This window comes from Labrenzia sp. THAF35 (assembly GCF_009363595.1).
In the GTDB taxonomy this organism is placed as follows: Bacteria; Pseudomonadota; Alphaproteobacteria; order Rhizobiales; family Stappiaceae; genus Roseibium; species Roseibium algicola.
Window position 1 is genome coordinate 5,854,690 of record NZ_CP045380.1, and the last position, 21,863, is coordinate 5,876,552.

Genomic DNA, 21,863 nt, shown 5'->3' on the forward strand with positions numbered 1-21,863 from the left:
ATTACCCCAAAAGACTGGTGTCTTGTTTGTTGACCAGGAGCATCGTGGACGTGTTGCCCAGAATACGGTCGTTGGAAATCATCAGCTGCGCCGAATGGGCGTCACGCAGGTGGCGTCCGAGGCTGAACGGCGTACCGTTCTTGTAACCTGCGATCCCGCAGATCAGCATGCAGTGGTTGATGATTGTCAGGATCGTCTGTGACGTGCCGATCTTCACGTTGTTCATGGCAACGGAGAAGCTCATGGCATTGAGCGCATCACTGTCGCCCTTGCAGCCTTCGAACTGTTTCAGGCCGGCAACGACGTTGGCCTTGACCAGCTGCAGCAGGCTTGACGCCTCCGCCAGACGCAGTGCTCCCGGAGGAACCTGGCCGGGAGCCTTGCGCGCAGCGTTCTTCACGAATGCCTGCCCACGGGCAACCGCATCAGCAGCGATGCCATACCAGAGCGCGCCCCAAAGAAGATGGGAAACAGCCAGCATGGATTGGGCCGCAATCTCCGCAAACGGGCGCGGCAGGATCTGGTCGGCCGGAGCTTCCGCCTTGAAAATATAGCCGTCGGAGCAGGTTCCACGCATGCCGAGCGTATCCCATTTGCTGGTCTGCTCAAGCGTGTACTGATCCTTCAGGAAAATGGTCGCAACCTGGTCGGAATGAGCCGCGTCGACATGCCGGCGGGAGGTCACCATGATGGCGTCCGCATTGGCACCGTAGGAAATCACGGTCGCATCCTTGGTCAGGCACACGGTGTCGCCCTCGACCTCGACCGCACAGATCGAATTGCGCAAGTTGCCGCCGATACCCGCCTCACTGGTTGCTGAGGCGATCAGAAGCTGCTCATCGCAGATCCGCTTCTGGAAACCTTCGTGCCAGGCACTGCCTACGGCGTAATCCGCCAGGCTGGCAATCTGGATCTGGTGCATGGCATAAGTCATCGCGGTGGCCGCGCAGGCTTGTCCAAGAATTGCGCAAACATCAGCAATCTCGGTCAGCGTTGCACCTTCCCCGCCGAATTCCGGACGGATCATGACACCCATCAGGCGTTCCGCTTTCAGGGCGTTCATGCCTTCAACAGGAAAGCGGCCTTCCACATCAACCTTGTCGGCAAACTCGGAAGCGACCTTGGCGGCCCGCTTGGCGCGATCTGCCAACCCCATGGCAGTGATCTTGGCTGCGGCGGTCATGGATTACGCAGCCTGCTCTTTCAGGATTTCGGTAAGAGCTGCGTCGATCGCATCAATGGAGGAGAAAGACTTGCGGTTCAGCAAATGCTCCGGAAATTCGATATCGAACTCTTCCTCGAGCGCCAGCATCACCTGGACGGATGCAAACGAAGACAGACCGGCATCGTAGAGGTCAGCACCGTCCGCGACGTCGTCGATAGAAACCGGCAGATTGCCGTGTTTTGCCAGCAGGGTCCGAATGGTCTGTTTCATTTTAGTCCTTACCATTTTCTAACGGTTACACTTCAACCGGTCCTTGGGTTCCGAGACGTCATTTAGGCCAAAAAACGATAAACTGTAATTAAAGGGCATGGTAAAAAATTACAAAACAGGAACTATTAAAGTTTGTTAAGTTAACACTTCCTCAATCATAAAAAATCTTTCAAGACACTCAACATTACCGCAGAGTATTCGTTCCAAAAACTTAAATCATTCTACCGAGAACACCGTCCTTGCGCACAAGACCGTGATAAAGCGCGGCGGCAATATGCAGCACCACGGCGGCAGTGAAGAGCAGCCCGAGCACAAGATGAATCTGAAAAAGCTGGTCTGCCAACGCACGGTCCTTGGCGACAATCGCCGGCATGGTGAACAGGCCGAAGACCGAGATTGCCGCACCGTAGGCGGAGGTAGCCACCCACCCGATGAAGGGATTGACCAGCAGAAACCCGTACAGAAAGGCATGGGTAGCCTTGGCGGCAAATTGCTGCCAGAGCGGCATGCTTTCCGGCAAGGGGGCGGGTTTGTGGGTCAGCCGGTAAGCGAGACGTATCAGGGTCAATATCATCAACACGATGCCGACCGAGCGATGGTAGTCGAACAGCTGGTTCTGCAAGGGGCCGCTGTCGATCCGGATCATGACAAGGCCGGCAGGCACCATTGTCAGCACCAGAATGGCGGTCAGCCAATGGATCAGCCGGGCAATCGGGCTATAGCGTTCATCACTTGCGCCCATATCGCACCTCTCCTCTCCTGCCTGCACACAGTTTAGGCAGACCACCCGGTTTCAACAAGTCCCGGGAGGACGCCGGATACCTGTGTCTTACGGCAAGGCAGTGAAATCGACGTGACCGACGCTGAGAGTGAGTTGACCGGAAGTGATGTGTTCCTGCCGCAGCGACCACCATTGCGCCAGTTCCGCCTCGTCCAGCGCGACTTCCCTGCCGATGTTGCACCAGCCGCCGAGAAGCTCTTTCAGGAAATCCGCTGACGAACTGTCTGCCTGCCAGTCAGACCGGCCCTGCACCACCTTGTAGCCTCGATCCCGAAACAGTTCGATGGCACGCATGGCAGCGGCCGGACCGAGGGCCGGACCAAACCCCTTGTCAGACAGCTGATGCGTGTTGTGTGCGGCCAACAACGCGGCATCAAGGGAAAGTTGCGGGGTGAAAAGCGCGCGGCCATCGTAGGTCAGGCTTGCCAGAAACGGTTTTCGCGCCTTCACGACCTGATCGACCAGCCGGACAAGAAACGGCTCTGCGACCAAGTCCAGAAAAGCGGATGTAGTCACCGCGTCAACCTCGGCAAACGGCAGCTCCTCCAGATCGCTCGCAAGGTCGATCTGCCGCGTTGTTACCCTGTCCTGCCAGCGCTGCCCGGCAACTTCCAACAGAGCCGGATCGTAGTCGGTCAAAAGCCATTCGATCGAAGTGCTTCGATGCCGAGCAAGAGCCGAGACAGTCGAGCCTGCTCCACTTGCGAGATCCATTATGCGCATCGGCTGACTGCCGAGAGCCGCAAAGAATGCAGCTTCAACGTCCTCATTGCGAGCCGCCAAATCGACCGGTTCGCGCAAGGCAAGCCATTCTGGTGAAAAACCACTCATCGGCCAGTATCCTGCAACAGGTCTGCAAACTTCCGTGCCGCATCCGTCCAGTCCGGCAAGAGTTCAGCGGCCTTTCTGGCTTCAGTGCTCAATCCCGCACGTTTCTCGCGGTCGGAGATGAGTGTTTCGAGCGCGTCACGCAAAGCATCGACATCCTCGACGCCGCAGTAGATGGCAGCTTTATCCGGAAGTGTTTCCTTCACCGCGCCGCCACCGCTACCGATTACCGGCAAACCGTGGGCAAGCGCTTCGGTATAAGCCATGCCGTAGCCCTCATACCGGCTTGCGAGCACGAATACCTCTGCCGAGCGATAAAAGTCGCCAAGGTCTTGCGCGGGAACAGCCCCGTGAAAGGTAATCCTGTCGAGAAGTTCCAGCTCACGCGCCTGGCCTAAGAGCGCCTGGTAACATTCAGGATCCGCCTCAAGCCCGCCGACGATATCCAGATGCCAACGCAACTCCTTGAGGCTTGCAAGCGCGGTCAGCAAGAGATCGTAGCCCTTGCGTGGCAGCAAGGTGCCGACCGACAACAGCCTCGTGACGTCGTTCTGTGGTCGTTCATACGGCTCAGGCTTTTCCGTGCCGGGCAGAACTGCGGTGATGCGGTCCGAAGATATACCGAAAAGCTCTTCAACCTGGGTGCCTGTTGCGGGACTGGTCACGATGACATGACGGGCAAAAGCCAGCACTTTGTTTTCGCTCTGGAAAAGGGCTTCAGCCTGTTCCTTCGACAAACCGTTTTCGACACAGAGCGGGTGGTGCACAAGCGCAATGAGAGTGATCCGGTCCTGCAGTCTTTCCATGGCTCCCGCCATTACACCAAGTGCGAGACCGTCGACGACAACAAGCGACCCTTCCGGCACCGACGACAGCCGGGCTTCGGCTTGCCGAAGCGTTTCTTCGGTGGAAAACGGAAAGCCGTCCCCAAGCGAAACCAGATCAACCTCCCAGCCAAGCGTGCGCAGACCGGCGACGATCCTGCGATCGTAGCCGTAGCCACCGGTCGGTGTGTTGAAATCTCCGGGATAGGCAAAGACAAGCGCGGGCATGAGCTGTCAGATCCCGGCTTCGTACCAGGCGCGCGCGACGTGGGATTCGGAGATCGTCACGCGGATCGCCTTCAGTTCAGATCCCGGACGTCCGAGCTTGTCCGCTCTGGCAGCCTTGGCCAGGTGATCATGGATGTGCTTTGTCAGAAACTCGGTCGTAGTGTTGATGCCCGCAAATTCCGGCACCTCGTCGAGGTTCTTGTAATTCAGAGGCTGCAGGACCTCCTTCAACGCTTCATGCGCCCGGCCGATGTCGATCACCACGCCATTGGCGTCAAGGCTGTCGGCCAGAAACGCGGCATCGATGACAAACGTGGCGCCGTGCAATGCCTGGGCCGGACCGAACAGTTCTCCCTTGAAGGAGTGGGCAATCATGACGTGATCGCGTACTTCAACTGCAAACATCTTATCATCCTGAAATCATGAGGAAAATTGAGAGATTTTCAAATGACGGCTTGGTTGGTTCCGTCATATACGACGAGGGCGGCAAGCACATCTGACGCCTTGTTCAACAAATTGGGAAGACGATCCGGTAGATCGGCAAACGCCACCTTGTGGGTGATGAGACGGTCGAGGGCAGGATCGGCCAGGAGGCCAAGTGCCGTTTCCAGCCTGCGGCGGTAAGTCCAGCGGGCCTGCCGATCGATCGGGATCGTTCCAACCTGACTGGAAACAAGCTTCAGGCGGCGGCAGTGAAAGTCTGCTCCCAGCGGAGCCGTGACCGCATGCGCGCCGTACCAGCTCAGCTCGACGATGGACGTACCGTCGCCGGCACAGGCAAGCGCCGTTGCCAGTCCCGCCGACGTGGCGCTTGTGTGAAACACCAGATCCTGGTTAGCCGGCGCATCTTCCGGCAGTGCAAATTCCAGACCCAGCCCGATGGCAACTTCCGCTCGGTCAGGGTTTGTATCCACGACAGTTACTTTTGATCCGGGTAACCGTCCGGCAACGTATGCGGTCAAGAGACCGACGACACCACCGCCGACCACGCAGATGTGATCCCCCGGTGATGGTTTTCCGTCCCATAACGCATTAAGTGCCGTTTCCATGTTGGCCGCCAAGACGGCTCTTTCGGCGGAAACGCCCTGGGGAACCGGCACGCACGACATGGAGGGGAGCGTAAAGACGCTTTGATGAGGGAAGAGAGAAAACACAAGACAGCCGTTGAGATCCGGGTCTCCTGCAATGACCCTGCCGACGTTTGCGTATCCGTATTTAACCGGAAACGGGAAATCTCCCTCTTGATGCGGCGCCCGCATGCGCTGCCATTCACTCGACGGAACGTCGCCGCGAAAGACAAGGCCTTCCGTTCCCCGGCTTATCCCGCTAAAGAGCGTTTCGACCAGCACTTCGCCGGTTTGCATCTCATTCAAGGAAACAGTCTCCAGTCCGCATCGACCGGGCTCGGTGTACCACAGCGCCTGCGGTTTACCTGTGTCGCGCGTCACCGGTACGTCTGCGGTCATCCTTTATCCTCTGCGGTCATCAACCCTTGCCTTTGTCAACGTTAGGACATTTTGACATGCGCACTATTGCGATGATCGCTCCGATTGGAAGTCAAAAAAATGTTTCGGGTCTTTGACATGCCAAAATTCAATGGATCAATTGCTCCTATGACCGCACGGCGTTTGACGTTCGCGGCCCTTATCGGGCTCAGTTTTGCCGGCCTCGCCACCTTGATGACGCTGACGCTTTCTCCTGGTGGATATACGGCGCTCGACCTTTTCATTCTTGTCTGCTTCATGATCACCCTGCCCTGGACCATCATAGGTTTCTGGAATGCGGTGATCGGCCTCCTCATCATGCGGCTTTCCAGAAACCCTGCTGATGCAGTCTGCCCGATCGAGCACGGCGACCCTACTCAGCCGCTGCGAAGCTCGACAGCGCTGCTGTCCTGTGTCCGCAACGAAGATACAGAAAGCCTGGAAACCAATCTGAACGCCATCGTGTCTCACTTGATACGTGCAGGCGAAGCAGACCGGTTCACCCTTTATGTGCTCAGCGACACCAATATGGACGACGTTGCCCTTCAGGAGCAGCAGATGACGTCCCGGCTGAAAGATCGCTTCGAAGGCCAGATGGAGGTGGTCTATCGGCGGCGCACGGACAATCGCGGTTTCAAGGCCGGCAACATCGAAGACTTCTGCGAACGCTGGGGGGAGCGGCACGAGTTTGCACTTGTGCTGGATGCCGACAGCTACATGTCGGCCGACGCCATTGTCGGACTGGTGCGGCGCATGGAAGCCAATCCCCAACTCGGCATTCTGCAAAGTCTTGTGGTTGGCCTTCCGACAGACAGCGCCTTTGCCCGCGTCTTCCAGTTCGGCATGCGGCTTGGCATGCGTTCCTACACCATCGGCAGTGCCTGGTGGCAGGGTGACTGCGGCCCCTACTGGGGACACAACGCCATTTTGCGGATCAAACCGTTCAAGGAAAGCTGCCGTCTGCCGGAACTGCCCGGGAAGGGCCCGCTCTCGGGAACCATTCTTTCCCATGATCAGGTGGAAGCCGTCCTGATGCGCCGCGCCGGCTACGAAGTCCGCGTACTGCCGCTCGAAACGGGCAGCTATGAAGCCAATCCGCCTCATCTGCTGGAGTTTATCCGCCGTGACCTGCGCTGGTGCCAGGGCAACCTGCAATACCGCCGGCTGATCGGGCTTCCTGGCCTCAAACCCGTTAGCCGGATGCAGCTGGTGCTGGCTATCCTGATGTTCCTCGGCTCTCCTGCGTGGCTGGGCTTCATGACTTCGGCCGCCATCCTCGGCATGGTCACCGACTACATGCCATATCGCCCTGACACTGGCGCCCTGCTCTTCTTCACCGTCCTGACGATGGTGTTCGCGCCGAAACTGGCAACCGTCGCCGACGTGCTTGCCCGTCCGGACCTTCGCAAGGCCTTCGGCGGGCCGATACGTGTCGTCGTGAGCGTTCTTGCGGAAATCGTCTATTCGGCAATGCTGGCACCGATCATGGCCGTGGCGCACTCGCTGTTCATGGGCGGGCTCCTGTTCGGCAAAACCATCGGCTGGGGGGCGCAGGCACGTGGTGTCCAACGACTGCCGGTCTTGCTGGCGGCCCGCAAGCTCTGGCCGCAGACACTCTTCGGACTTGCAGGTCTTGCCTGGCTTTCCACCCAGCCTATCGATCTGGTGTGGCCGGTCATTCCCGTGGCCATCGGGCCACTTCTGGCAGCTGTCATCGCGGTGACAACCTCGACCAGAACACTTGGCCAGATCGCGATCCGTTCAACCCTGTGGCGTATTCCCGAAGAGACCAATCCCCCTGCAGAGCTCGCAGACCTTCATCTGCCGGCGCTTACCAAAGGTGCAGTCGCCGTCCAGCAGCAAGGGCTCGTTCAGGGCGATGCCAATCCGGCGAAGGCGTGACACGGATCAGGCTCGCGCACTGGGACCTGCCAAGTCCATTGAGGGCTGGGTGACACCAGGTGAACCGTCCATGGCCTCCTTGCTGGCTGAACGCGCCGCATACGAACCAAAAGACCGGCCTCGCAGCCGGTCTTTTTGCATCAGAGACTTTGAAACGGATTAAGCCGCGTTGGAAGAAGCCAACGGCTGGGTCAGAAGATCGTAGATCTCTTGCGCATCATGGGACGCGCGAATGCCCTGGGTGACAGCGCCGTCGCGGAGCTGGCGCGCGATACGGGCCAGAGCCTTCAAATGGTCGGCACCAGCGCCTTCCGGCGCCAGAAGCAGAAACACCAGGTCAACCGGCTCATCATCGAGAGCATCGAAATCGACTGGTTTTTCCAGCTTCGCGAACAGTCCTACCAGACGGTCGAGCCGTGTCAGCTTGCCATGCGGGATCGCAATGCCGTGACCGACACCTGTAGAGCCCAAACGTTCGCGCTGAAGAAGCGTGTCGAAGATTTCCCGTTCGGAAAGACCGGTCAGTTCAGACGCCTTACCGGCGAGTTCCTGAATTGCCTGTTTTTTGCTTTTGGCCTTGAGCCCGGCAATTACCGCGTCTTTACCCAGAAGATCACCAAGATCCATTAGTCCGCCTACAAGTTTCAGAAGCCGGCTTCCCTGAGGAAGCCGACCCCATCCGCATCCTTATTCGGCAGCCTGATTGGCTACCAATGCTGGATCTATCCAGCCAATATTGCCGTCTGGCCTGCGATAGACAACATTGACACCGCCATTTGCCGCGTTTTTGAACAACACGACCGGCGCTTCGGTCAGATCCAGCTCCATTACCGCCATACCGACGGTCATCGTTTTAACTTTCGCGGAAGTTTCGGCAATCACCAGCGGATTGAAATCCACCGGCACTTCCTCGTCTTCCTCGGGCGAAGCCAGCACATAAGATGCTGCTTCCAGAGCCTCCCGGTCGTGGCCGTTGGGGCCATGATGGTCCTTCAGCTTGCGCTTGTAGCGGCGAAGCCGCTTTTCGATCTTTTCCGCAGCCATATCGAAACTGGCGCGCGGGTCCTGATCCTGCGCGGACACTTGAAGCACAATACCGGTGTCCAAATGCAGGCTGCATTCAGACTTGAAGCCTGTGCCCTCCCTGCTGAGCGTAACGTGGCCTGTGAAGCCGCCTGTGAAATATTTTTCCAGAGCGTCTTCGATTCGGTCTGTGACGTGGACGCGCAGTGCATCGCCTACATCGACATTCTTACCCGAAATCCGCAAAGCCATGGGGACCTCTTCTTTTTCTATTGACCGATAGGTCACCGGCGTTGCCGCCGGTGTTGAAACGCGAGACGTTTCAAGCTTACAGAATGGACCAGTCAGCGCCGAAGCGCCATCCCCTGTTTACGTCACGAGGGCGGTGCTATAATTGCGCTCGCTCAAAGAGTCAATTGATTATGAATTAAAGAAACAAAGTTGAAAAAGAGCCGTGTAATTGCCTTGTATTGTTTCAGTGGAAATCTCTGAAACATTTTAAATATTGCACCATTGAGCCCTAACGGCAGATCACATCAGGACTTAAAGTCGCACGTTTTTTTCACGCCGGCGCTGAACGGACGAACCGATCTTCATGGCTTCGCGGTATTTGGCGACCGTCCTGCGGGCAATATCGACACCGTCGTCCTTCAGAATTTTGACAATCGTATCGTCCGAAAGGATCGACTTCGGATCTTCGGCATCGATCATCTGCTTGATCCGGTGCCGGACCGACTCCGCCGAATGGGCATCGCCGCCCACCGTTGCGGAGATGGCGGAAGAGAAGAAGTACTTGAGCTCGTAGATGCCGCGCGGGGTCGCCATGAATTTGTTCGACGTCACCCGGCTGACTGTCGATTCGTGCATGCCGATCGCTTCCGCGACGGTCTTCAGGTTGAGCGGACGCAAATGGGCGATGCCGTAGGTGAGAAACCCGTCCTGCTGCCGGACAATCTCTGTCGATACCTTGAGGATCGTACGGGCGCGCTGATCAAGGCTTTTGGCCAGCCAGTTGGCCGTCTGCAACGAGTCGGTGAGATATTCCTTCTCCGTCTCGTTTCGGGCCGTCTTGATGACCTTGGCATAATAGGTCTGATTGACGAGCACTTTCGGCAGGGTGTCCGAATTCAACTCGATCGCCCAGGTGCCGTCGTTGGCCGGGCGCACGAAGACATCCGGCACCACCGGCTGCACCAGCGCCGATCCGAAGAGACTGCCGGGCTTGGGATCGAGTGCGCGGATTTCCGCAATCATCTCGACCAGATCCTCATCATCGACACCGCAAACCTTGCGAAGCCCCGGCAGATCGCGTCTGGCCAGCAGTTCAATATTGTCGATCAGCGCTTCCATGGCCGGATCGTAGCGGTTCTTGTCGATGAGCTGCAGCTTCAGGCATTCGGCCAGGTTACGCGCAAACACGCCTGCGGGCTCAAAGGTTTGCAAGATGGCCAGAACGCTTTCCAGCCGTTCGGTTTCGACCCCGAGCTGCTCCGCCGTCTCATCGAAAGCCAGATAGAGATAGCCGTTTTCATCAAGCGAGTTGATCAGGTGGGTCGCGATCAGCTTGTCGGCTTCATCGCCGATCGCCAGATGCATCTGTTCTTCAAGAGACGTGACCAGGGAGGCTTCGTCGGCAACGAAGGCCTCCAGATTGTAATCTTCAGAAGCACCACTGCTGCCGGCGTTCTTGTAACTGTCACCGGCCTTCAGAAGAGCCGGGTCCGGCGATGCAGGCACGCCGGGCTCGTCGGGAAAGACGTTGCCCAGGTCGGTATCCATGCGTGAGGCAATGGCCTCCGACCCGGTTTCCAGATCGTTCTGCATCCAGTCGCCGGTATCGGGCTCGTCGCCCTGACGGGTCTGATTGTCCGCGCCATCGCCAAATGCGTCTGCAGCGGCGTCCCTGCCGCCATCCCCCTCGCCTCCGCCTTCGGCGATGTCGTTCTTTTCCAGAAGCGGATTTCGTTCCAACTCGGCTTCGACATAGGCAACGAGATCGAGATTGGACATTTGCAACAGCTTGATCGCCTGCATCAGTTGCGGCGTCATGATCAGCGACTGACTTTGTCGCATCTCCAGCTTGGTTGAAATGGCCATTGAGTTCCCAGGCAAGCGTTATTTCAAGTTGGTCTGCTTTTTGCTTCTTGATTGCAGACCGAGTGTATAACGTAGCTGGCGGCGTGTCATCAAAGCGTAAACTGTTCACCCAGATAAAGCCGGCGCACATCCGGATTGGTGACAATTTCCTGGGGGAGCCCTTCTGTCAGAACCTCGCCCGAAGCGATGATGTAGGCGCGGTCGATGAGGCCAAGCGTCTCGCGAACATTGTGGTCCGTTATCAGAACGCCAATGCCACGCTGAGTCAGGTGACGCACGAGCTGCTGAATATCCCCTACCGCGATGGGGTCGATACCTGCGAAAGGTTCATCGAGCAGCATGAAGGACGGACGGCTTGCAAGTGCGCGGGCAATTTCGACGCGGCGGCGTTCACCACCGGAAAGGGCGATACTCGGCGATTTCCGCAAGTGGGTGAGGCCGAATTCAGCCAGCAGCTCGTCGAGCTCCTCCCGGCGTTTCTGCCGGTTCGGCTCGATCACTTCCAGAACGGCGCGAATGTTTTCTTCCACCGTCAGGCCACGGAAGATGGACGCTTCCTGGGGCAGATAGCCGATGCCGAGCCGGGCGCGCCGGTACATGGGCATACGGGTGATGTCGAAGCCTTCCAGCGAGATCTTGCCCTGATCCGGCCGGATCAGCCCGGTGATCATGTAGAAGGTCGTGGTCTTGCCGGCACCGTTCGGCCCCAAAAGGCCGACGGCTTCACCAGGCTTCACGGACAGGCTCACATATTTCACCACCTGGCGGCGGCCATAGGTCTTGCCGATGCCATCGACGACCAACGCCTGCGACAGTTCTTCGCCATCGTGGCCCGTTTCCGGCATGCTTCCCTGCAATCCGTTATACTCCGAAGACGTTCTCTTCACTGGCGCGCCGTCCATCCGATCATTGCCGCGGCTTCACATAAGGTCTGTGGCCGACACTGTCGAGTCGAACCAGCCGTCAATATCAGTTGCCGTTTTGGTCGTTGTTCACACTGTTAGGCTGAATGCGCACCTTGACGCGGCCGCTGCCCTGGCCGGACACCTTGCCATTGCCGGCGCTCAGATTGGCCTGGCCGGTCTTCAGATTGACGGTCAGCCTGTTCCCGACGACAACATTCGGTCCCTGGCTGAGCACGACTTCCTTGCCGGTCATCACCATGACTTCCTTGTTCATGTCGAAGCTGGCTTCGTCGCCCTTCGCGGTCTGGTCCTTGGAGGTGATGAACACGCCTCCCGCCGCTTCCAGCTTCGAAATCTTCTGCTGGACGGCGCTTTCTTCCGTCTTCTCAGCACCTGAGCCGACGTAGAACACCTTGAGCCGCTGCGTCTTGAGGCTGGTTTCGCCCTGCGTGACCAGCACATCGCCAACGAAGGTTGCGGTGTTGTTGTTGTCTTCGACCCTCAGTTCACTCGCCTCGATCTCGATAGGCTCACCATCGTTCGACCCGAAGCCGGCGAAGGCATCTGAGAAGGTCTGGGCATGGGCCGAACCGGCAAGAAGGGCTGCGGCGGCGGCAATCGTCATGCGTTTCAGAAAAGTCATCTCTTACTGTCCTTGCGAAGCAGGATTGAGGGTCATCTTGATACCGTCGGAAAACCTGACGATTCCCTTGGCTTTATCATAGTCGAGTTTGCCCGCCACGACACGGCCCTGATCAGAACGAATGGACACGACCTGCGAGGTCTTCAGAGCCCCGTTGCTGAGGTCGATTTCCACTTCGGACAGGTCAACCGTGTAGCCTTCACTCCATTCAAGCTGAATGCCTTCATAGAGCCGCAAGCTCTCCGTCGCGTTGTTGTAGGTACCTTTCAGCGCCACAATCTGCGCGCTCTGGTCCTTGCTGAGCGTGATGTCGGCCCGAATGGTCTCAAGATCGATGACGCGCGGGTCACTGAGGCGCTGGATCGCCCTGTAGGCGGTTACCCGGTAGGAGCGGTCACCATCATGACCCGACAGTTCGGGATGATCCATCACCAGCCCCTCGCTGGTCAGCATCATGTTGGTGGCACCAAGCCCGCTGAGCACGTTGAACAAGACCACGAGCCCGACCATGACTGCCAGAATCAACAGCCCGACGCCAGGAAACAGCCAGCGCATGATGCGCACCATCAGGCTGTGTCGGCGCGCGGCCCGTTGGGCGCGGGTCAATGGTCGCCTGGCCGCATGTCCGTGCATATGATCGCCAACAGCGCTCAATCCATTCTCCGAAATCGTGTGCCCGATCTCCTGGCACCTAAGCCATTACGAGTGGGCGAAAATATCGTTTTCTTCCCAGCCCTTCAGATCGAGTTCCGCCCGCGTCGGCAGGAAATCGAAACAGGCCCGGGCAATATGACTACGTTCTTCACGCTCCAGCATCATTTCCAGCCGTTCCTTCAAGGCGTGCAGATGAAGCACGTCCGAAGCCGCGTAGGCCAGCTGAGCGTCGCTCAAGGTTTCAGCAGCCCAATCCGAGCTCTGCTGCTGCTTGGACAATTCAACCCCGAGAAGTTCGCGCGTGATATCCTTCAGTCCGTGGCGATCCGTATAGGTCCGAACCAGTTTGGAGGCGATTTTCGTACACCAGATCGGCGAGACCTGGATGTTCAGATAGTGCTGAAGCACCGCAACATCAAACCGGGCGAAGTGGAATATTTTCGGTTTGGCCGTATCGGTCATCAGCGCAGCGAGGTTCGGCGCCTCGCTCTGGCCGCGTGCGATCTGGACCACATCGGCGCTGCCATCGCCCGGTGAAAGCTGCACAACACAGAGCCGGTCACGATGCGGGTTGAGGCCCAGGGTCTCGGAATCGACCGCCACCGCACTTGCCGTTTCATAGGCTTTCAGATCGGGCAAATCGCCCTTGTGATAGCGGATGGTCATGACGTTTCGTCTCCTCTGGCCTGTCCCGAGCACAATTTCTGTCGGTGCTCCTGCCATACTGATCCAGCAGGCCACCTGTTTCTTATCTTCAATGACCGCACCTGCATTTATGCCAAGACACATGAACACAGGTTGAACGACCGCAAATGTTATTGCCTGCCGACTGCCCGCAACAGGCAAACGACAGGCCGCTTTTTCGAATAAGTTTTCCGTCAGGTAAAACATGCGGCGGGATGAGGCAAGCCGGTTGACCGCAGAACCATGCCGATACGTGAAGAGAATGCTATTTCTTGATACCAATTGCCTGGTGGCAGCTCATTGCAATCCCAGTCCCAAGTCGCAATCAGTACACTCGGCCACCGGCCATCCTTCTTCCATGACCGGTTCGGAAAGATGGCGTGACAGCCGAGATCAAAAAACAAGCCGTCAGGTTCAAAGCTCGCGCCTGCCCCTTCGAGTTCAGTTGATCCCGTTTGCCCGTTGAAGCGCGCGCACATAGGCAACGATCTTTTGTACATCCTCCTGGCTGACACCATCCACGGGCGGCATATCGCCAAATGGCCAGTGGTGCGCACGCACGCCACGGGAGACCGCGAGCAGAAAGGCCCCGTCGGCGTGATGGCCAGGCTCGTAAATCTTGTGTACCAGCGGGGGCGCGATGCCATCGCGCCCGGCAGCGTTGTCGCCATGACAACTCGCGCAGTTTTCGCGAAAAAGAGTTTCGCCAGCCAGGGCCTGTCCTTCCAGGGCCGGGACTTGCACCGACACCAGCGCGGCTCCACTAGCGGCAGGCGGTTGTTCCTTTCCGGACACGAGCCCCCAGAACAGAATGCCCAGCACAATAACGGACAAGATCGCTGAAACTGTCAGAAAGATCCTCTTCATCAAGCCTGCCTGCTATCTTCATCCAGCTGATCGTGGTCATGCTGGCCGGACAGATCGTCGATGATCGGACAGTTGGGCCGATCGTCACCATGGCAGGCGGTCACCAGCTCTGACAGAACCTTCTTGAGTGAGCGCAGCTCCTCGATCTTGCGATCCACTTCCTTGATCTTCGCCCGGGTGATCGCCTTGACGTCGGCACTTGCCCGGTTGCGGTCCTCGTAGAGAGACAGAAGTTCACGGCACTCGTCGATGGAAAACCCAAGGCTGCGCGACCTTTGAAGGAACTTCAGCCGCTGGAGATCCGCGTCGATAAAATCGCGATATCCGTTCTCGCTGCGCAGAGGGCGGACGAGGCCGATATCCTCGTAGTAGCGGATCGTCTTGACCGGCAGTCCGCTCTGTTCGGAGGCTTCACCGATATTCATTTTTCTTTTCCTTAAAGCTTCAGCGTGCGCAGACGCAGCGCGTTGCTGATAACCGAAACCGAAGACAGGCTCATGGCGGCGGCGGCCAGCATCGGCGACAGCAGTATGCCGAAGACCGGATAGAGCACACCGGCCGCCACAGGCACACCGACCGCATTATAGACGAAGGCGAAAAAGAGGTTCTGCCGGATGTTGCGAACCGTCTCGCGGGCGAGCTTCCGGGCGCGCAGGATGCCTTCCAGATCACCCTTGAGCAGCGTCAGTCCGGCGCTTTCCACCGCGACATCGGCCCCCGTGCCCATGGCAAGACCGACATCGGCAGCAGCCAATGCAGGCGCATCGTTGACACCGTCACCAGCCATGGCAACCGTTGCCCCCCTGGACTTCAGGTCTTCAATGAGCTTTTTCTTGCCTTCCGGCAACACACCGGCGTGAACCTCGTCAATCCCCAGCAGCTTGGCTACGGCGTCTGCCGTGCGGGGCGCATCGCCCGTCGCCATGACGATCCTGATACCGTCGTCATGCAGGGCGCTGATGGCTGCCCTGGCATTTGCCTTGACCGGATCCGCAACGGCGATGAGCCCAAGAAGCTGCGCTGTCTCACCAGCCTCCTGCACCAGATACATCACCGTCTTGCCCAGCTCAGCCAGTTCTTCGGCACGATCGCCAAGATCGGACAAATCGGCGCCACTTTCGCTGGCAAAAGCGGCGTTGCCAAAAAGAACGACTGCATCATCGACCCGTGCACGCACGCCTTTCCCCGTGACGGCTTCGAAGTTTTCTGCCCTGGGCAGATCCAGATCCTGGCTTTTGACTGCCCCGAGGATCGCTTCGGCAAGCGGGTGTTCCGAGCCTTTTTCAAGCGCGCCGGCCAGCCGCAGAAGCTCCATTTTGCTTTTGCCGGCGGCCGGAACAATCTCATCGACAACCGGTTTGCCTTCGGTAAGGGTTCCCGTCTTGTCAACGACGATCGTATCCACCGCTGCTAGCCGTTCCAGACCTTCGGCGGTCTTTACCAGAACGCCGGCCTGCGCGCCTCTGCCCGTTGCCGTCATGATCGACATCGGGGTGGCAAGGCCGAGTGCACACGGACACGCGATAATGAGCACCGAGACGGCCGCGACAACCGCGTGAACGAATGAAGGGCTTGGACCTAGGAACAGCCACATCACGAAAGCAAGCACCGCCACACCGAGTACCGCAGGCACGAAATATCCTGCAACGCGATCGGCCAGCCCCTGGATCGGGGCGCGTGAACGTTGCGCCGAGGCAACCATGTCGACGATCTTGGACAGCATGGTGTCCGCACCGACCAGCTTCGCCTCCATGGTGAAGGACCCGGTCTTGTTGAGCGTTCCGCCGGTAACCTTGTCTCCCGGGTTCTTTTCAACCGGAACCGGTTCCCCGGTAACAAGGCTTTCGTCGACGGATGACCCACCCTCCTTGACCACGCCGTCGACCGGAACAGCCTCGCCTGGGCGAACGCGCAACAGATCCCCTGCGAGGATATTCTCAAGCGGTGCGTCGTATTCGTCACCCTCCGGCGTGATCCGCCGGGCTGTCTTGGGGGCAAGGTCCAGCAGGGCGCGGATCGCGTCGCCCGTGTGTTCGCGGGCGCTCAGTTCCAGCACCTGGCCTACGAAGACCAGCGCGATAATCACCACCGCCGCCTCGAAATAAACCGGCATATGGCCTTCCGGTCCCTTCAGCGCATCCGGAAACAGGAAAGGCAGGAAAGCGGCTATCATGGAATAGAGATAGGCTGCACCGACACCGATCATGATCAGTGTCCACATGTTGAAATTGCGAGTGACCAGAGACGCCCAGCCCCGCTGGAAAAAAGGCAAGGCTGCCCAAAGGACTACCGGCGTAGCCAGCAGGACTTCCAGGTAGATCGCAACGCCTTCGCCGATCCAGTCGCGGATCGGCACGCCGACCATCGGCCCCATGGTCAGGATCAGAAGCGGGACAGCCGCCAGGGCGCTGACCCAGAGCCTGCGGGTAAAATCGACCAGCTCATGGTTGGGTTCGTCGGAAACGCCGCTCTGCGGTTCCAGTGCCATCCCGCAAATCGGGCAGGTTCCCGGACCTTCCTGGACGATTTGCGGGTGCATGGGGCAGGTATAAAGCGCGCCCTTGGCGGACTGTTCCGCCTCCATCGCCTTTTTCTTCCTGCTATTGCCGGACACATAGAAATAGGGATCAGCCTCGAACTTGTCGTGACACTTCGGACTGCAGAAGTGGAACTCCTCGCCCTTGTATTTCAGGCTCGGCTTGCCTTTTCCAAGAGTAACCGACATGCCGCAGACCGGGTCCGTAACCTTGCCTGCCTCGCCAGTCTGGTTCGGCTGGATCGCTGTATCCTGCATGATGTTCGCCCTGATGGATCTTCGATCTCCTCATCAGATAGGCCCTCCAGTTGCTGGAAGGTCAAGGCGGACAATTGCTTATTCTCCGGCCCGGTGTTTATCCCGATCCGAGATAGGCTTTCTGTACGGCCGGATCATTGAGCAGGGCAGATGCCGTATCAGCGCCTGTGATCAGGCCGTTTTCAATCAGATACCCCCTGTCCGCGATCGCCAGGCTTCGCTTGGCGTTCTGTTCGACCAGAAGGACGCCGATGCCGGTTTCCCGGATGCGCGACAGGTTCTCGAAGAGTTCGCCCGACAGGAGTGGCGACAGGCCAAGGGACGGCTCGTCCAGCATCAGGATGCCCGGGTTCGACATCATGGCGCGGCCGATGGCCACCATCTGCTGTTCGCCACCCGACATGGTTCGGGCGGTCTGGTTGCGCCGCTGTGCCAGCTTCGGAAAGAGAGCAACCACCTTTTCCAGATTTTCCTGCCGGCTTGCTCGCGCCCGCTCCGGATAGGCGCCCAGCATCAGGTTTTCCCAGACGCTGAGATCGCCGAATATGCCTCGGCCTTCCGGCACGAAGGCTATTCCAGCCTCGACGATCCTGTCCGCTTTCATCTGGCGAAGGGATTGGCCAGCGAGTGCTGCCTCACCACTGACCGTTCCTTCACTGATCCCGGCGATGGCCCGCAACAGCGAACTCTTGCCGGCCCCGTTTGCACCCAGAATGACGACGATCTCGCCTTTCGATGCGGTCAGGCTGACACCCTGAAGGGCTGCATGAAGACCATAGGTGACGGTGAGCCCGTTGATATCCAGCATCAGCCGTCCCCCAGGTAGGCCCGGATGACTTCCGGGTCGGAAAGCACGTCTTCCGGTGTGCCTTCGGCAATCCGGGCGCCAGAGTTGATCACAAGGCACCGGTCGCATAGCGAGCGGATGGCGTCCATGACATGTTCGACAAGAATGATCGTCCGCCCCTCCTGGCGCAGGCTGGCAATCAGATCGATGCCGACCGTCAGCTCGGAAGGATTGAGACCGGCGAGCCACTCGTCCAGAAGAAGGACTTCCGGTTCACTGGCGAGCGCGCGGGCAAGTTCCAGCCGCTTCTGGTCGATGTAGGTCAGTGCGGAGACCGGCTTGCCACTTTGCCCTTCAAGACCGACCTTTGCCAGAAGCTCCGTCGCGAAAGTTTCCACCTCCTTGCCCCAGCGCCTGGCATGGCCGAAGACGCCGCCGGCGATGACGTTTTCCAGCACGGTCAGCTCCGGCAGAATGCGGACAAGCTGGAAGGTTCTGGAGACGCCAGAGCGGGCAATTTCGTGGGGCTTTTTCCTGGTCAGATCCTGCCCCTTGAGAACGATCGCCCCGGAGCTCGGCTTCAGGGCGCCGGAAATCATGTTCATGGTCGTGGACTTGCCGGACCCGTTCGGCCCGATCAGCCCCATCACCTCATGCTCGAGTACCTGGAAACTGACATTGTTGACTGCAACAAGACCACCGAAGCGCTTGCTGAGGCTTTCCACGTGAAGGATCGGTTGTCCTGGTGTCATGACGACCTCCCTGCCAGAAGCTTGCCGAAAAGACCGGTGACACCATTCGGCAGGAAATAGACGATCAAAAGAAAGGCGAGCCCCAGAACCAGCGTGGTGGCATTGGGGAAAGACACAGAAATCACCTCCCACAGGAGCGTGAAGGGAAGAACCCCCAGAAGCGAGCCGTAAAGTTTCCGCGTGCCACCCAGAAGAGCCATGATGACAACGACGAAACTGAGTTCCGGCGAGAACACGACATTCGGTTCGATGTAGTAGTAGCGCGGTGCGACGATGGCACCGACGAGAGCGGCGACGAAGCCGGTGGTCATGAACATCAGGACCTTGGTGCGCGCGGTGTTGATGCCGACATGACGCGCCACAGCCTCGTCATTGCCGAGAATGCGCAGCGCGAACCCGAGCCGCGACCGCCCCAGCCACCAGCCGAACGCGAACACGGCGGCAAGAACGGCAAGCAGCATCCAGTAGATATGCGTTTCATCCAGGTCGGTGAGCACATAGAGCCCGCGGCTGCCGAGGAAATTGTTCTGCACCCAGCTGACGAGGTTGCGGACCATTTCCGCAAGACCGAGCGTGAAGATGACGAAATAGACGCCGGACAGGCGCAGGGTTGCCCAGCCGATCAGCGCGGCAAGCGCTGTCGCGACAACGGGGGCGAGCGCCGCCATGGCCCAGAAGCTCTGGTCGTAGTCGCTCATGCCGAGGCCGACCAGATAGCCACCGATGCCGAAAAAGGCGCCCGTCGACAGGGCAATGTAATGGGTCGGCCCGGAAAACAGCGACCATGAAGTGGCAAGGGCGGCATACATGAGAACGGTTACGGCGATCGACAGCCAGTAGCCGTCAGCGACAAAGGGAACGCATGCGGCGGCGGCCAGAAGCGCTGCGGCGCCGGGCATCGCAAGGGCTGAAATGTTCATGCGGGTCTCCTGCCAAACAGGCCCTGGGGCCGAAACAGGAGAACAAGCAGAAAGATCGTGTAGGCAGCAGCCAGGGTCAGCCCCGGATCGATCAGCGTCGCCACGGCGGTTTCCACCACGCCCAGGATCAGTGCAGCCACAATCGCCCCGCGAATGTCGCCGACCCCGCCCATGATCACGATGATCAACGCCTTCATGGTGAAGATGACACCGAACGACGGATCAAGCGTGACGAAGGTTGAAATCAGCACGCCCCCCATCGCCGTGATCGTGCCGCCGATGGCAAAGGCCAGCGCGCTGATGCGTTCGACGTTGATGCCGACAAGACCGGCTGCCATCGGACTGACGGCAACAGCCCGGACAGCCAATCCGGCGTTGGACCGGTTCAGCCAGAGATAAAGCGCCAGACTGATGGCCACGGCCCCGCCGAAGGCAACCAGCCGGTTGGCGGCAACGGTCGTTCCGGCAACGTCCACCGGAACGGCAAGGAAGGAATAGGCAAACAGTTCCGGATAGATCAACACCATGGTGCCCACCAGAATGAATGCCATTCCGAAGGTTGCCAGAATGGAGTCCACCTCCAGCTGGCCTTGCGTTTTCGCCCGCCGGACAAGCGGCAGAAGCAGGACGCGATAGACCAGCCAGCTGGTTGCGAACGCCAATGGCGCCACGAGGAACACCGTGATCAGCGGACTTATGCTAGCCGCGGTAAAGGCAAGAAACGACGCCAGTGCCCCCATGACCAGAACCTCGCCATTGGCAAGGTTCATGATCCGGGCGACGCCGTATTGCAGATTGAGCCCCATGGCTATGAGCGCATAGGTTCCGCCCAGAAGCAGGCCGGAAATCAGGATGTCCATCTAAACTACCAATTCGCGAGACGATCCGGACCGGCCTGAGCCGGCCGGTCCGAAGGTCTTCAGTTCCAGCCTTCCTTGGCGACCGGCTCGACCGCAACCGGGACACCGACGCCGGCGACGGCATTGAACTGGCCGTCGTGCCACTGGCCCACCGTCCAGTAGTGCTTCGATTCATTGTGCTTGTCGAAGCTGATCGTGCCGAGGGCGGTGTCAAAGCTGTTGGTCTTGATGTACTCGGTCACGGCCTCGCGGTCCGTACTGTCAGCCCCTTCGATCGCCTGTTCCAGAACCTGCAGGCTGGCATAGTAGGTGGCTGCGGCCCAATATTCAGGCTGGTTGCCATGAAGCGCGTTGAAGGCCGTGCGGTATTCCGTCATCGGCTCCAGATCGAGATTGACGCCCCCTGCCCCGAGATTACCTTCGATCTTGCTGCCGAATTTGCCGGCGTAGGCGGGAAACGCTGTCGCGACCGCCGTGTAGAAGGCGCCGACATCGAGATTTTCAATGATCGCCTGTTCCGTCAGAGCAAAGGTATCCGGCGGGTAGGAAAAGGCGATGAACGCATCCGGTTCGGTCACCTTGGCTCCCTTGACCACCGGGGACAGATCCGCCGTGCCGAGGGGGTAGGACTTGTCGAAGACAATCTCGTAGCCAGCTGCCGGCAGAACTTCACGGGCGACGGCCGCAAGCTCTATGCCGAAGGCATCTGCGACGTTGACCATGGCCAACTTGTTGCCGATGGCACCGTTGTCTCGAAGCTTGTTCAAGGTGTCGCGCAGGCCCTCGACAAAACCGGTCGTGTTGCCGAGGGTGAAGAACATGTTCGGAAACCGTTCGGAAAGTTCCTCGATCTCGTCGGTGATGTTGGTCACCGAGATTTGCGGATAACCGTATTTTGCGAAGATCGGAGCAGCTGCCGCGTTGAAACCGGTGCCCCAGGGCGTCAGCATAAAATCGACTTCATCCTGCGTGGCGAGACGCTGCACCGCCTTGATCATCTCGGCCGGATTGGATTTGTCGTCATATTCGACCAGCTCCACAGGACGACGCTCGCCGCCGACCATCAGGCCGCCGCGTCCGTTCACCTGGCTAACCCAGAGCTCCACATTCGGGCTGTGGCTGGCAGCATCACCTCCTGCTGCCGGACCGGTCATATGCACCACGCGGCCGATCTTGATCGGGTCCGCGGCAAAGGCCGTGGAGGCCAGCAGCGCCGCGGCAAGCGCGGTCGCTCCAAAAACTATTCTACGCATCAGAACTCCTCCCAGTCGCGCAGATCATGCGTTTGATCGCGCATAAACTTTGTATCCATAAATTTTCAACTTTGCAACATATTGCATCCAATAACGGTGATTTCAGAAATTTTGTAATGACAATGCGCTATTTTTGGATACA

At 58.7% G+C, this 21,863-nt stretch carries 23 protein-coding genes; 1 reads left to right on the forward strand and 22 read right to left on the reverse strand.

What is annotated here, in order from left to right; all coding sequences use genetic code 11:
* Position 1 precedes the first annotated feature (1 nt).
* The 7 genes from FIU93_RS26865 to FIU93_RS26895 all read right to left on the reverse strand — a co-directional run bounded on the left by FIU93_RS26865 (position 2) and on the right by FIU93_RS26895 (position 5,562).
* Entirely contained in the window at positions 2-1,183 is a 1,182-nt protein-coding gene (locus tag FIU93_RS26865; protein WP_152507275.1) for an acyl-CoA dehydrogenase family protein, read from the reverse strand.
* 3 nt (positions 1,184-1,186) lie between these two features.
* Positions 1,187-1,435 (reverse strand): acyl carrier protein, encoded by a 249-nt coding sequence (locus tag FIU93_RS26870; RefSeq protein WP_006933785.1) that lies wholly within the window; start codon positions 1,433-1,435, stop codon positions 1,187-1,189.
* Positions 1,436-1,646: 211 nt separating this feature from the next.
* Entirely contained in the window at positions 1,647-2,177 is a 531-nt protein-coding gene (locus tag FIU93_RS26875) for a cytochrome b (RefSeq protein ID WP_152507276.1), read from the reverse strand.
* Positions 2,178-2,264: 87 nt separating this feature from the next.
* Positions 2,265-3,047, reverse strand: coding sequence for a class I SAM-dependent methyltransferase (locus tag FIU93_RS26880; protein WP_152507277.1), 783 nt, complete (start codon positions 3,045-3,047; stop codon positions 2,265-2,267).
* Positions 3,044-4,096, reverse strand: coding sequence for a glycosyltransferase family 4 protein (locus FIU93_RS26885; protein ID WP_152507278.1), 1,053 nt, complete (start codon positions 4,094-4,096; stop codon positions 3,044-3,046). Before FIU93_RS26885 ends, FIU93_RS26880 begins: the two co-directional genes overlap by 4 nt.
* Before the next feature lie 6 nt (positions 4,097-4,102).
* Positions 4,103-4,501 carry a 6-carboxytetrahydropterin synthase gene (locus FIU93_RS26890; RefSeq protein ID WP_023001642.1) on the reverse strand — a complete coding sequence of 133 codons (399 nt, stop codon included), beginning with the start codon at positions 4,499-4,501 and terminating at the stop codon, positions 4,103-4,105.
* A gap of 38 nt (positions 4,502-4,539) precedes the next feature.
* Positions 4,540-5,562 carry a zinc-binding alcohol dehydrogenase gene (locus FIU93_RS26895; protein WP_152507279.1) on the reverse strand — a complete coding sequence of 341 codons (1,023 nt, stop codon included), beginning with the start codon at positions 5,560-5,562 and terminating at the stop codon, positions 4,540-4,542.
* A gap of 147 nt (positions 5,563-5,709) precedes the next feature.
* Between FIU93_RS26895 and mdoH the strand changes: the two genes are divergently transcribed.
* Entirely contained in the window at positions 5,710-7,482 is a 1,773-nt protein-coding gene (gene mdoH, locus FIU93_RS26900) for a glucans biosynthesis glucosyltransferase MdoH (protein WP_209010244.1), read from the forward strand.
* A 159-nt stretch (positions 7,483-7,641) separates the two neighbouring features.
* Here the strand turns inward: mdoH and ptsN are convergent, their stop codons facing one another.
* The 15 genes from ptsN to FIU93_RS26975 all read right to left on the reverse strand — a co-directional run bounded on the left by ptsN (position 7,642) and on the right by FIU93_RS26975 (position 21,721).
* Positions 7,642-8,109, reverse strand: a complete 468-nt coding sequence (gene ptsN / locus FIU93_RS26905; protein WP_023001645.1) for a PTS IIA-like nitrogen regulatory protein PtsN — start codon at positions 8,107-8,109, stop codon at positions 7,642-7,644.
* Positions 8,110-8,169: 60 nt separating this feature from the next.
* Positions 8,170-8,757, reverse strand: coding sequence for a ribosome-associated translation inhibitor RaiA (gene raiA, locus FIU93_RS26910; RefSeq protein ID WP_023001646.1), 588 nt, complete (start codon positions 8,755-8,757; stop codon positions 8,170-8,172).
* 291 nt (positions 8,758-9,048) lie between these two features.
* Positions 9,049-10,602 carry an RNA polymerase factor sigma-54 gene (gene rpoN / locus FIU93_RS26915; protein ID WP_152507281.1) on the reverse strand — a complete coding sequence of 518 codons (1,554 nt, stop codon included), beginning with the start codon at positions 10,600-10,602 and terminating at the stop codon, positions 9,049-9,051.
* Between the two features lie 89 nt (positions 10,603-10,691).
* The gene (gene lptB / locus FIU93_RS26920) at positions 10,692-11,447 is read right to left on the reverse strand and encodes an LPS export ABC transporter ATP-binding protein (protein ID WP_023001648.1); all 756 of its coding nucleotides are present in this window, start codon (positions 11,445-11,447) and stop codon (positions 10,692-10,694) included.
* 124 nt (positions 11,448-11,571) lie between these two features.
* Complete coding sequence (locus tag FIU93_RS26925) at positions 11,572-12,150, reverse strand: LptA/OstA family protein (protein WP_023001649.1); 579 nt, start codon at positions 12,148-12,150, stop codon at positions 11,572-11,574.
* A gap of 3 nt (positions 12,151-12,153) precedes the next feature.
* On the reverse strand, positions 12,154-12,804 hold the full coding sequence (gene lptC / locus FIU93_RS26930) for an LPS export ABC transporter periplasmic protein LptC (RefSeq protein WP_208984459.1): 651 nt from the start codon (positions 12,802-12,804) through the stop codon (positions 12,154-12,156).
* Between the two features lie 45 nt (positions 12,805-12,849).
* Positions 12,850-13,470, reverse strand: coding sequence for a ribonuclease H-like domain-containing protein (locus FIU93_RS26935; RefSeq protein WP_031269608.1), 621 nt, complete (start codon positions 13,468-13,470; stop codon positions 12,850-12,852).
* Between the two features lie 459 nt (positions 13,471-13,929).
* Entirely contained in the window at positions 13,930-14,355 is a 426-nt protein-coding gene (locus tag FIU93_RS26940; RefSeq protein ID WP_152507282.1) for a cytochrome c, read from the reverse strand.
* Positions 14,355-14,780 (reverse strand): Cu(I)-responsive transcriptional regulator, encoded by a 426-nt coding sequence (cueR, locus tag FIU93_RS26945; RefSeq protein WP_055658337.1) that lies wholly within the window; start codon positions 14,778-14,780, stop codon positions 14,355-14,357. Before cueR ends, FIU93_RS26940 begins: the two co-directional genes overlap by 1 nt.
* Positions 14,781-14,791: 11 nt before the next feature.
* Positions 14,792-17,149 (reverse strand): heavy metal translocating P-type ATPase, encoded by a 2,358-nt coding sequence (locus FIU93_RS26950; protein WP_152507283.1) that lies wholly within the window; start codon positions 17,147-17,149, stop codon positions 14,792-14,794.
* A gap of 97 nt (positions 17,150-17,246) precedes the next feature.
* Positions 17,247-17,957, reverse strand: coding sequence for an ABC transporter ATP-binding protein (locus tag FIU93_RS26955; protein ID WP_152507284.1), 711 nt, complete (start codon positions 17,955-17,957; stop codon positions 17,247-17,249).
* Positions 17,957-18,688 (reverse strand): ABC transporter ATP-binding protein, encoded by a 732-nt coding sequence (locus FIU93_RS26960; protein WP_152507285.1) that lies wholly within the window; start codon positions 18,686-18,688, stop codon positions 17,957-17,959. Before FIU93_RS26960 ends, FIU93_RS26955 begins: the two co-directional genes overlap by 1 nt.
* The gene (locus FIU93_RS26965; RefSeq protein WP_152507286.1) at positions 18,685-19,608 is read right to left on the reverse strand and encodes a branched-chain amino acid ABC transporter permease; all 924 of its coding nucleotides are present in this window, start codon (positions 19,606-19,608) and stop codon (positions 18,685-18,687) included. The genes FIU93_RS26960 and FIU93_RS26965 overlap by 4 nt, the downstream gene beginning before the upstream one ends.
* Positions 19,605-20,468: a branched-chain amino acid ABC transporter permease gene (locus FIU93_RS26970; RefSeq protein ID WP_023001658.1), complete on the reverse strand. Its 864-nt coding sequence runs from the start codon at positions 20,466-20,468 to the stop codon at positions 19,605-19,607. The genes FIU93_RS26965 and FIU93_RS26970 overlap by 4 nt, the downstream gene beginning before the upstream one ends.
* 59 nt (positions 20,469-20,527) lie before the next feature.
* Complete coding sequence (locus FIU93_RS26975; protein ID WP_209010245.1) at positions 20,528-21,721, reverse strand: amino acid ABC transporter substrate-binding protein; 1,194 nt, start codon at positions 21,719-21,721, stop codon at positions 20,528-20,530.
* Positions 21,722-21,863 lie beyond the last annotated feature (142 nt).

Coding starts and splice junctions, on each gene's coding strand:
- FIU93_RS26890 (WP_023001642.1), bottom strand. CDS start 4,501: ATGTTTGCAGTTGAAGTACGCGATCACGTCATGATTGCCCACTCCTTC.
- FIU93_RS26960 (WP_152507285.1), bottom strand. CDS start 18,688: ATGACACCAGGACAACCGATCCTTCACGTGGAAAGCCTCAGCAAGCGC.
- FIU93_RS26870 (WP_006933785.1), bottom strand. CDS start 1,435: ATGAAACAGACCATTCGGACCCTGCTGGCAAAACACGGCAATCTGCCG.
- FIU93_RS26875 (WP_152507276.1), bottom strand. CDS start 2,177: ATGGGCGCAAGTGATGAACGCTATAGCCCGATTGCCCGGCTGATCCAT.
- FIU93_RS26975 (WP_209010245.1), bottom strand. CDS start 21,721: ATGCGTAGAATAGTTTTTGGAGCGACCGCGCTTGCCGCGGCGCTGCTG.
- raiA (WP_023001646.1), bottom strand. CDS start 8,757: ATGGCTTTGCGGATTTCGGGTAAGAATGTCGATGTAGGCGATGCACTG.
- FIU93_RS26880 (WP_152507277.1), bottom strand. CDS start 3,047: ATGAGTGGTTTTTCACCAGAATGGCTTGCCTTGCGCGAACCGGTCGAT.
- FIU93_RS26925 (WP_023001649.1), bottom strand. CDS start 12,150: ATGACTTTTCTGAAACGCATGACGATTGCCGCCGCCGCAGCCCTTCTT.
- FIU93_RS26895 (WP_152507279.1), bottom strand. CDS start 5,562: ATGACCGCAGACGTACCGGTGACGCGCGACACAGGTAAACCGCAGGCG.
- FIU93_RS26965 (WP_152507286.1), bottom strand. CDS start 19,608: ATGAACATTTCAGCCCTTGCGATGCCCGGCGCCGCAGCGCTTCTGGCC.
- mdoH (WP_209010244.1), top strand. CDS start 5,710: ATGACCGCACGGCGTTTGACGTTCGCGGCCCTTATCGGGCTCAGTTTT.
- FIU93_RS26955 (WP_152507284.1), bottom strand. CDS start 17,957: ATGCTGGATATCAACGGGCTCACCGTCACCTATGGTCTTCATGCAGCC.
- FIU93_RS26865 (WP_152507275.1), bottom strand. CDS start 1,183: ATGACCGCCGCAGCCAAGATCACTGCCATGGGGTTGGCAGATCGCGCC.
- FIU93_RS26940 (WP_152507282.1), bottom strand. CDS start 14,355: ATGAAGAGGATCTTTCTGACAGTTTCAGCGATCTTGTCCGTTATTGTG.
- lptB (WP_023001648.1), bottom strand. CDS start 11,447: ATGCCGGAAACGGGCCACGATGGCGAAGAACTGTCGCAGGCGTTGGTC.
- rpoN (WP_152507281.1), bottom strand. CDS start 10,602: ATGGCCATTTCAACCAAGCTGGAGATGCGACAAAGTCAGTCGCTGATC.
- FIU93_RS26970 (WP_023001658.1), bottom strand. CDS start 20,468: ATGGACATCCTGATTTCCGGCCTGCTTCTGGGCGGAACCTATGCGCTC.
- FIU93_RS26935 (WP_031269608.1), bottom strand. CDS start 13,470: ATGACCATCCGCTATCACAAGGGCGATTTGCCCGATCTGAAAGCCTAT.
- FIU93_RS26885 (WP_152507278.1), bottom strand. CDS start 4,096: ATGCCCGCGCTTGTCTTTGCCTATCCCGGAGATTTCAACACACCGACC.
- ptsN (WP_023001645.1), bottom strand. CDS start 8,109: ATGGATCTTGGTGATCTTCTGGGTAAAGACGCGGTAATTGCCGGGCTC.
- cueR (WP_055658337.1), bottom strand. CDS start 14,780: ATGAATATCGGTGAAGCCTCCGAACAGAGCGGACTGCCGGTCAAGACG.
- FIU93_RS26950 (WP_152507283.1), bottom strand. CDS start 17,149: ATGCAGGATACAGCGATCCAGCCGAACCAGACTGGCGAGGCAGGCAAG.